9 protein-coding genes are annotated in these 8996 nt (G+C 44.0%); 2 read left to right on the top strand and 7 right to left on the bottom strand.

The genetic code is table 11. The features are described 5' to 3' along the window. Window positions 1-172 precede the first annotated feature (172 nt). Window positions 173-1042, bottom strand: coding sequence for an MBL fold metallo-hydrolase (locus IM456_RS13275; RefSeq protein ID WP_149986246.1), 870 nt, complete (start codon window positions 1040-1042; stop codon window positions 173-175). 230 nt (window positions 1043-1272) lie between these two features. Here IM456_RS13275 and IM456_RS13270 point away from each other — a divergent pair, with 230 nt between their 5' ends. Beyond that, complete coding sequence (locus IM456_RS13270) at window positions 1273-2502, top strand: class I SAM-dependent methyltransferase (RefSeq protein WP_149986276.1); 1230 nt, start codon at window positions 1273-1275, stop codon at window positions 2500-2502. Here IM456_RS13270 and IM456_RS13265 read toward each other — a convergent pair. From IM456_RS13265 to IM456_RS13245, 5 genes are all read right to left on the bottom strand, one after another. Next, window positions 2479-3465 carry a DMT family transporter gene (locus tag IM456_RS13265; RefSeq protein ID WP_149986245.1) on the bottom strand — a complete coding sequence of 329 codons (987 nt, stop codon included), beginning with the start codon at window positions 3463-3465 and terminating at the stop codon, window positions 2479-2481. The two genes, IM456_RS13270 and IM456_RS13265, sit on opposite strands and share 24 nt — an antisense overlap. Before the next feature lie 67 nt (window positions 3466-3532). Next, window positions 3533-4576 (bottom strand): AI-2E family transporter, encoded by a 1044-nt coding sequence (locus IM456_RS13260; RefSeq protein WP_149986244.1) that lies wholly within the window; start codon window positions 4574-4576, stop codon window positions 3533-3535. Window positions 4577-4605: 29 nt separating this feature from the next. Then, window positions 4606-5466, bottom strand: coding sequence for a shikimate dehydrogenase (locus IM456_RS13255; RefSeq protein WP_149986243.1), 861 nt, complete (start codon window positions 5464-5466; stop codon window positions 4606-4608). A 286-nt stretch (window positions 5467-5752) separates the two neighbouring features. Continuing rightward, window positions 5753-6130 carry a hypothetical protein gene (locus IM456_RS13250; RefSeq protein WP_149986242.1) on the bottom strand — a complete coding sequence of 126 codons (378 nt, stop codon included), beginning with the start codon at window positions 6128-6130 and terminating at the stop codon, window positions 5753-5755. 258 nt (window positions 6131-6388) lie between these two features. Further along, window positions 6389-7384, bottom strand: a complete 996-nt coding sequence (locus IM456_RS13245; RefSeq protein WP_149986240.1) for an amino acid ABC transporter permease — start codon at window positions 7382-7384, stop codon at window positions 6389-6391. An 85-nt stretch (window positions 7385-7469) separates the two neighbouring features. On the opposite strand from IM456_RS13245, the gene IM456_RS13240 reads away from it, so the two are divergent. Continuing rightward, window positions 7470-7985, top strand: coding sequence for a single-stranded DNA-binding protein (locus IM456_RS13240; RefSeq protein WP_066030186.1), 516 nt, complete (start codon window positions 7470-7472; stop codon window positions 7983-7985). A gap of 499 nt (window positions 7986-8484) precedes the next feature. Here the strand turns inward: IM456_RS13240 and IM456_RS13235 are convergent, their stop codons facing one another. Continuing rightward, window positions 8485-8685, bottom strand: a complete 201-nt coding sequence (locus IM456_RS13235) for a DUF433 domain-containing protein (RefSeq protein WP_253881130.1) — start codon at window positions 8683-8685, stop codon at window positions 8485-8487. Between the last annotated feature and the right edge of the window lie 311 nt (window positions 8686-8996).

Here is an 8996-nt window from a genome sequence, read left to right as displayed (position 1 = left end):
TAAATCCTTCTCTGGCAAGAGACTTAATTGATGAGTTCGCTCTAGATCAAAAACAATTGACAAAAATCGCCAAATGCCTTTCTAAATAAGGGTTACATCTCTTATAACCCCAGTCCATTGCATAACACAAACCGAAGAACCGTTATCTTCATGGTGGGAACAGTAGCTTAGGTTACGCTTCATCTATCCGAGAACCTTCCGGTCGCAATTCGATCGAAAGTCCTTCCCGGGCGAGAATAGTTTCAGGGAAAATCTTTCTTGCCTCTTCCCCAATGCGATCGAGAAAATCGTCATTATGGGCGGGATCGTGATGAAATAGAACTAACTGCTTAACTTGCGCTGCTTGAGCGATTTTGACTGCTTGCTGCCAAGTGGAATGACCCCAACCCACCTTAGAATACTTAGGATCGTTGTATTCCTCATCGGTGTAGGTAGCATCAATAATCATTACATCCGCTTGCCAGGTCAAAGCCAGAACGTTATCATCAAGGCGATCGGGAAAATGTTCCGTATCGGTAATATATGCTGCCGATAAACCCTGCCAATTTACCCGATAACCCACCGCTTCTCCTGGATGATTTAAAGGACGGGTTTCGACGCTGACATCGCCACAGTGGAGGGTTTCGCCGATTTCTAGATTATAAAATTCTAAATCGGCCCGCATAATCTGCAAAGGCACGGGAAAATTGGGATGTGACATCTGATCGTGTAATCTTTGCTTCATGGTCACCCCGTTGGGGGAGGGAACTGCGTAGATTTTAAAAGTATTGCCCCGGATAAAAGCAGGGATAAAAAAAGGAAAACCTTGAATATGATCCCAATGGGAGTGGCTGAAAAATAAATGGGCTTTCACTGGACTTTCTGCCATCAAAGACTGTCCTAGTAGGCGTAACCCCGTACCACCGTCAAAAATTAATCTTTCTCTACCGACTTGCATCTCTACACAGGAAGTATTACCACCATAACGAACGGTTTCCGAACCTGGACAGGGAATACTCCCCCTTACTCCCCAAAATTTGATCTGGAAGCAATTGTAGGGCATATCAGAAGTTTCTCTACTTGTGCTGATGGGCTAATATAGCGGTTTTCAGTCTAATAAGGTATGGTAAATCCCTTGATAGATAGGCGTTTCAGGGTTTCAATCGGGACTAACTTCTGTGAAAACCGCTATAGATCAGATTAGCACTCTTCCACAATTAAGTCTGTGGCCTGATGACAAGCACGATAATTTATGATCGGGAAAAGGATTATAGTTTTCGGGAAAGCAAGAGCATGGATTTACAGAAATTCTTAGAACAATTGCCTCAACAGTATCAGGATTGGGGATCGGCTTTAATGTCGCCTATTTCCGAGCAATTAACCCTTTTAAGCGAAAAAACCGCCTCCTATCCCGATCGCAATCTCTTTCCCCTGCTCAATCTAGCCGTTGCCTGTCTGCAACCGGACGAGGTTTACTGTCAAATTGGCTGTTTTCGTCGCGGTAGTTTAGTCGCCGCTTTCTGGGATAATAGCGATCGCTGCGGTTATGGCGTAGAAGCTTTTTTTAAATACGATCCATCGGGAGAAAAGCTAACTATATTATCTGAGGATTTGGAGGATTTTCAACTATCAGAACAGATATTTTTAAGCGATCAAGAAACGGAAGACTTTTTCGATGATCTGGAAGAATTAAACAGTGAAGAAAAGCTGGGAGTTTATTACTACGATGCCGCCGAAGACTATCGATCGCTTTTGATCTCCTTACTTTTAGCCAAAAAATTCTGGTCTGATTCCGCTTTAATTATGATCAATAAATGTCAGCATCCTGCTCTCCAACAGGCCATAAAAGATTTTATTAAAACCCATCCCCAAGCCCAGATAATTTTAGATGATCAAGTCGCTAATCACGGTTTGCTTGGTTTGAAAAATATTTGTTTATTAGCTTGGAATGCTCCCCCAGAGATAACAGCGCTAAAATCCCCGAAAAAACTGGTTTTAAATGTGGGTTGTGGTCCCTATAATCCCGAAGCTTTACCCCAACTATTCCGCGATGGCAATTGGCAAGAAATTCGCCTCGATATCAATACTGCTGTTAACCCCGATATTTTAGGAACTATTACCGATTTAAGTGCCGTTCCCGATAACTCCGTCGATGCGGTTTTTTCTAGTCATAATCTAGAACATATTTATCATTACGAAGTTCCCATCGCCCTAGGAGAATTTAAACGCATTCTTAAACCCGAAGGCTTTTTAATGATCGTAGTTCCCGATATGCAAACTGCCGCCGAATTTGTCGCTAGAGGCGATATGGAAAATGAACCTTTATATATTTCTCCCGGGGGTCCCGTGCGGGCTTTATGGATGTTTTACGGCATGGGAACAGAAGTTCCCGGAATGCCCTATATGGCTCATAAAACCGGTTTTACCTCTCAAAATCTCAACCAGAAATTACAAGAAGCAAATTTTGCCAGAGTCGAGGTAATTCGCACGGAATTTGAGTTAGTTGCTTTTGGGTATAAGTGAGGAAAGATTAGCAAAAATTGCCCGCAATTGTGGGGCGATTCTTTCCCTTTGATTGATTAAATAAATACTAACGAGGGTTAAAGATACCCCCACCCATTGCAATACACTTAACATCTCACCGAGGAATAAATTCCCGAAAGTGAGGGCAAAAACCGGAGTTAAAAAAGTTAAAGAACTTAAACTGGTTAAATTGCCCTTGGCGGCTAAATAAAAGAATATTCCATAGGCGATCGCACTACCAAAAATCGTGGCATAACTTAAAGCTAACCAACCATTTAAATCGATATTTTGCCATTGATGGGATTCGGTGAAACCTGAAGCTAAAAATAGCGGCAATCCTCCTAAAATCATGTGCCATCCGGTGGCGCTGACGGGATCCGCATGACGACAGACAAACCGGATTAACACTGTTCCCACCGCCATAGATAGGGAAGCCAAAAGCATCAGCATTTCGCCGCTATTTAGTAATTCCTGCCAGCTAAAGTCAATATTTACCGCTTTTTGTCCAAAAAAGTCATAAAACCATTGATCGGGCAAGCCAATTAAACTAATTCCCCCAATTCCTAAACCCAATCCCAACCAACCCCAGACACCGATAACTTCTTTAAATAGCCAACTGGACATTAAAGCCACCGCTAGGGGTTGGGAGTCAATAATTACCGATCCTAACCCCGCCCCGGTGCGATTTAATCCCAATGCCAGAAAACCTTGAAAAAGAGTGGCATCCATCAGAGCAAAAAGGGCAATCCATAACCATGCTTGCAGGGTTTTGGGCTGAGGACGACCTAAAAACCAAGCTACTATTAAAACTAACATTCCGGCGGGGACAAGGCGAATTCCCGCCATAAATAGGGGGGTGGTGTGGGGGATAACACCCTTCATCGCTACCATCGCTGTTCCCCAGAGAAAAAACGGTGAGATAAATAAGAGGGGCGAGGATTTCTTTAAATCTAGGTTTTCCATAGGTAGCGATCGAGTGTTGTAGATAACAAATTTCCCTAATTGTATAGTAGAGACTGGGTATCAGCCCTTAATTCTCCTGACTTTCTCCTAACTGATTTTCCTCTAAAGCTGTTATTGGTTTTTCTTCACTCGATCCGATCCAGATCGCAATCATTCCAGCAATAGGAATGGAGAGAAAAACCCCTAATAATCCCGCAACTCTTTCGCCGATAAAGAGGGATAAAAATAAAATTACTGGGTTTAATTCTAGGGCATTGCCCATAACTTTAGGGCGAAGAATATTATCTTGAATTTGCACCAAGACAACACAGACAATAAAAGCTTTAACGGCAATTGCTAGTCCCTGGGAGGTAAAAGTCAAGATAGTTACCAACAAAATGCCCAGGGTTGCCCCGATACCCGGGATAGCATCGATAACACCGAGAATGCTCGCTAAAATTAGCCCATATTTGATTCCCAATAGGGAAAAACTCAAGAAACTCGTCACCGATAAAAAGAGCATTAATAACAGTTGCCCGCGAATAAATCCTAGAAAACTTTGTCGAAAAGACTGGGCAAAACGCTCCCGGTATGCTAGGGGGAGAAGTTGCAAAAAACTTCGCCAGAGTTTATCACCATCGATGAGCATATAAACACTGATCACCGCCCCGAAAATGCCCGTAAAGACACTGGAAAAAACTCCCTGTACGAGCGATAAACCCGTGGCTAAACCGGTTTGTAAGCTTCCCACCATTTTATTTAAATCTAATCGATCGAGAAAGTCTTGAAAGGGTAAAAAATCTTTTTGACTAAGGGCATCGGTAAGATTGAATAGTAGTCCTCTCCCCTGATTAACCGCTTCTAATCCTATGCCTGTGACTAATCTAAATAGGAGGATAAAAGCTACTAGGGTGGTAATAGCAATGGCTAGTCCTCTCGGTAGATAACGGGATAACCAAACCACGGGATAATTTAATAGAGCGGCCAGGACTGCCGAACCGGTAAAAATAGCGATCATCCCGTAGAAATAGTTAATTAAGATAATCAGACTCCAGCCACAACCAAATAATAATAGATAGCGCACTAGAATCGAGTTATTCAGAGTTTTCCAAAAGGAGCTAGAAGGGGGCATAAATAAAGCTAGAAATAGGATTTTAGCATTTAGAATTGTTTTAACAAAGCTTCCCGCATGACCGAGACGGGGACGGGTTGACCTAACCAGATTTCTAGTGCGATCGCTCCCTGATTAACTAACATTTCTAACCCATCAATAATTCTTATCCCTCTAGTCCGGGCCAACCGGAGAAATTTGGTCGGCCGGGGATTATAAATTAGATCGTAGGCGATCGCCGATGGGGGTAAAAGGTCTAATAATTCTAACTCAACAGGGGATTGTTCGCCCTGGGGGGACATTCCGATCGGGGTAGAATTAATCAGGAGTTCTGTGGTGGATACCAGCCCCTCTAATTCGTCCCAGCTATGCACTTCTAGGAGGTCATAGAGGCTTGTATTCGCCCAACTTTCTTTAAAAGGATCTAATTTCTTTTGATTGCGTCCTACCACATGAATTTCGCCACAGCCCAACTGGGCGCAAGCCACCACTACCGCCCGGGCAGCGCCGCCATTGCCTAAAATAACTGGATTCACCTGACTCCAATCTTTGTCAAGGGATTTCAAGGGTGCGAGAAAGCCATCCACATCGGTATTCGTTCCCTGCCAGCCGGTTTCCGTGCGCCAGACGGTATTAACTGCGCCCACTAGCCTTGCTTTCTCCGTAATTTGCGATAATAAGGGAATAATTGCTAATTTATGGGGAATTGTGACGCTAAAACCCTCTAGATCGATGGCGGCCAAACCAGCGATCGCAGTTGCTAAATTTTCCGGGGCGATAGGTAGGGGAAGATAGACATAATTTAGCCCCAAGGCATCGATAGCGGCATTGTGCATGAGGGGAGAAAGAGTATGGCCGATAGGATCGCCGATTACGCCTAATAACTTGGTTTTTCCGTTAATAATGGTCATAAAAAAAGGTGGGCCTTCCCCACCAAAGTTTGATCTCAAGGGTGGCCAATGCTCACCTTACTATACTAGGGTTTGCTGAAAAAGTTTGTCGGTGGTGGCAGGGTGTAGGGTGTGGGGTGTGGGGTGTAGGGTTTTACCGATTTTGAGGGGGTCAATTACCTAATTTTCAGGGAAAAAGTCCCGGAATTTTTCCCCCGATCACTCCCAGATCCATTACTTTTTGATGGCCAAAAGGTCTAAAAGTTTTACCCAACAAGGTTTTTAGATTTATTCAGCAAACCCTATACTATTTCTTGATTTCGCGGGCCATTTTCAGGAAAGGATTGATACTGTCATCGTTAGTGCGACGACCGTTATCATTAGTACCGTTACCGTTACCATTAGCCTCGGAAGTCGCCGATTTTGCCACAATACCGTTATCGGTGACTTTGCTGACTTCCATAGAGGAAATCTGTTTAATCGATTCGCCACCCTTTTTATTCGAGGCAGTTTTCGGGAAAGTACGTCGGATCGTGATCGGTGTCCGCATAAAGTCGATATCACCGAGAGTTTTAGCGTCATCGGGTTCCAAGTAAAAAGCCTCTTTCGGTTCCGGTGCGCTCATATCCATCGGTTCATCGACGTATTTCGTCTTATTGCCAAACAGGCCAAAGAATCCAGCCATTTTCTCGCTCTCCTAAATAAATATATTTACCATAAATTGCTGCTGATTGTTAAATCATATCAATATTTATGACAAAAAGCCAGGTAGCCATCTATCAGTGATCAGTGATCAGTTATCAGTTATCAGTTATCAGATGTGAGTTTTCAGTTTACTGTTTACTGATCACTGTTTACTGTTCACTGAAAAGCTTCCCACACCCCACACCCCACACCCTACACCCTACACCCTACACCCCACACCCCACACCCCACACCCCAATCAACGCTGTTCTAACCTACGACTGGCTAGGGACATAGAATAACAGAAAATCCAGTAAATAAACGCCAAAAATAGATAAACCTCTGGATAATCGCCGATAAATTTCGGATTAGCTAAAACCGAGCCTGCCATACCCAAGAGGTCCACCAGTCCCACGATCGCCAGTAGGGAAGTATCCTTAAATAAACTGATAAATTGACCAACAATAGCGGGAATGACCGCTTTTAAAGCTTGGGGTAGAACGATCAATAATAAAACGAAAATCGGTTTTAAACCCAAGGCTTTGGCCGCTTCAATTTGACCTTTGGGAATCGCTTGTAAACCACCGCGGACATTTTCGGCCAGATAGGCTGCTGCAAAAAGGGTAAATCCGGCGATCGCTCTGATCACTCGTTCTGGTCTCGTCCCGGCGGGTAAAATTAAAGGTAACATCACCTGAGCCATGAATAAAATTCCCAACAAAGGTAACCCGCGCAATAATTCGATATAGCCAATAGATAGCCAACGAATTGCCGGTAATTCACTCTGTCTCCCCAGGGCCAATAATACCCCCAAGGGAAAAGATAAAATCATACTTGCGATCGCTACTAATAAAGTTAAGATTAAACCACTGAGATCATCGAGGGGAATTGTCGTTAAAAATAATCCCCCCAATAGCAACCAAGCGATTAAAGGTAAAGTCAATAACCACATCAATCCCCACCAGCGTTGCAGAAAAGCGGGGCAATCGGGGAAGCGACCCCGGTTTAATTGCCAAGAAAACAGTGATAAAGCCGCAATTATCGTTAAAATCAGCCAAATTCGCCATATTGACTGCTCTGGATAACGACCGACCACAAATAAACCGAGATTTTCCGTCACTACAGCCCATTTTGCCCGAGTTATCGCCCAATCGAGAAAACTTAAACCACCCCAGAGGCTGAGAAATAGACCCGCAAGGGTTAAGATGACGTTGTACCAAGTGTTAAAGAGATTTTTTCTTAACCAGAGTCCCATAAAATTCCCTAACCTCCACAGTGGTGATCCTTGTAATTCTTCAGTACAATGGTGCTATCAGAAAAATTCAGACTGATTTTCGACCATGAACAGTTGCATTTTAATGGCTAAAATTGTCCGTCGTCCCGAATTACGTTATACCCAAGATAATCAAACTCCCTACGCTCAAATGTTAGTCGAGTTTTCTCCCAATCGTGCCGAGGCAACCCCGACTAATTTAAGGGCCGTAGCTTGGGGAAATTTGGCCTCAGAAGTCGCTCAGAATTATCATGAAGGCGATCAAGTAATTTTGGAAGGTCGTCTCTCGATGCAGACGATCGATCGTCCCGAAGGTTTTAAGGAAAAACGGGCCGAATTAGTCATTAGTCATCTCTATCATCTTGACGGCAGCATGAGTAGCGGTGAAATGACGGCCCCGACTCCAGAAAAAGTCGTACCAATCAATACCCACAAATCGAATAAAACCGAGGTGGAGAAACCCGTCGCACCTGTCTCCACCGGGGATTTTGAATACGACGCATCCTATGAACTTTCTAATCCTTCCGCTTGGCAACCTAGCGACACATCGGTGGAGGAAAATTTAGACGATATTCCTTTCTAAGCACCCCGACAGAATTAATTACAGATATTTTTCCCTTCTCTGTTCTGGCTTTCCCTCTTTCCAGGGTGTGAATTTAACTTTGTCATTCCTGAAATGGCACTGGTTGAATGATTTTGGCGGTCGCTGTCCCGTAGTTGAGGTGGTGGTGTCGAGGTCGGGAAGTCCAGAAATATCTAGCGGCTAGAATTGAGACGGGGGCAAAAGATTATGGTAATTATAGCCTTCTTCTAGGAGATTAGAGTTTTTTAAGCACATATACTGATTAAGCGAGGGCGGTTTCTTTCACCCGGTCGGTACGCATTGCGGTGGATTGCGCCAGTCACAATTGCCTGTCTGAGATCGGCATCAGCTTGAAAGCGAATTTCTGTCATACTGCTTTCTAATTCTGGGCTTGAGCCGCCTTCAATTTTTGGTACAGCAAAGGACTCTTTTCTCTACAAGACTGTTGTAGTCGCTGAAACTCGGCTTCACCCTTTTTCAGATAGGCATTGACAAGCTCTCAATTGGCCAGATAGAAAGCGATCGCACCATAAACCTGTTCGAGGGAAAGGAGTGGGAAATTTTGGGCAATGCTTTCGGGAGATTCTCCGTTCAAGAAAGAATAGACAACTGAATCAAGGGAGATACGAGTTCCTTCGAGCCAATATTCTTCTTCTCGTTGCTCGATGTACTGCTTTGTTGGGATAGAGGCTAATTTCATAGTAGTAATGTTGCTGTTTAGCTCAAAGGATAAGAAATCGCATTACCAAGTAGGAATATCATTGCTAAGGGACTTGCGCTTTGATAATGTACCTTTTGGGCGAACGCAGTTCGCCCCTACATTGTGGACAAAATCCGTTACTGTAGGGGCGCAAAGCTTGCGCCCTCTGATCGATCAGGTTTGCTGATCACCCTAAGTAGGGGGAGAGCCTTCGAGAGCCCCCGCAGCTAAGGGACTTGCGCTTTGATAATATGCCATCTGGCTGGTCTGATTCTTCTACAGAGCGATTTCCTGGCTGGGATATTATTCCC

This window comes from Microcystis sp. M079S1 (assembly GCF_020246425.1).
Classification (GTDB): domain Bacteria; phylum Cyanobacteriota; class Cyanobacteriia; order Cyanobacteriales; family Microcystaceae; genus Microcystis; species Microcystis aeruginosa.
Note: the sequence above shows the minus strand (reverse complement) of the source record. Positions and strands in the feature narration are given on the sequence as shown.

Coding starts and splice junctions, on each gene's coding strand:
- IM456_RS13250 (WP_149986242.1), bottom strand. CDS start 6,130: ATGGCTGGATTCTTTGGCCTGTTTGGCAATAAGACGAAATACGTCGAT.
- IM456_RS13255 (WP_149986243.1), bottom strand. CDS start 5,466: ATGACCATTATTAACGGAAAAACCAAGTTATTAGGCGTAATCGGCGAT.
- IM456_RS13260 (WP_149986244.1), bottom strand. CDS start 4,576: ATGCCCCCTTCTAGCTCCTTTTGGAAAACTCTGAATAACTCGATTCTA.
- IM456_RS13240 (WP_066030186.1), top strand. CDS start 7,470: ATGAACAGTTGCATTTTAATGGCTAAAATTGTCCGTCGTCCCGAATTA.
- IM456_RS13275 (WP_149986246.1), bottom strand. CDS start 1,042: ATGCCCTACAATTGCTTCCAGATCAAATTTTGGGGAGTAAGGGGGAGT.
- IM456_RS13245 (WP_149986240.1), bottom strand. CDS start 7,384: ATGGGACTCTGGTTAAGAAAAAATCTCTTTAACACTTGGTACAACGTC.
- IM456_RS13235 (WP_253881130.1), bottom strand. CDS start 8,685: ATGAAATTAGCCTCTATCCCAACAAAGCAGTACATCGAGCAACGAGAA.
- IM456_RS13270 (WP_149986276.1), top strand. CDS start 1,273: ATGGATTTACAGAAATTCTTAGAACAATTGCCTCAACAGTATCAGGAT.
- IM456_RS13265 (WP_149986245.1), bottom strand. CDS start 3,465: ATGGAAAACCTAGATTTAAAGAAATCCTCGCCCCTCTTATTTATCTCA.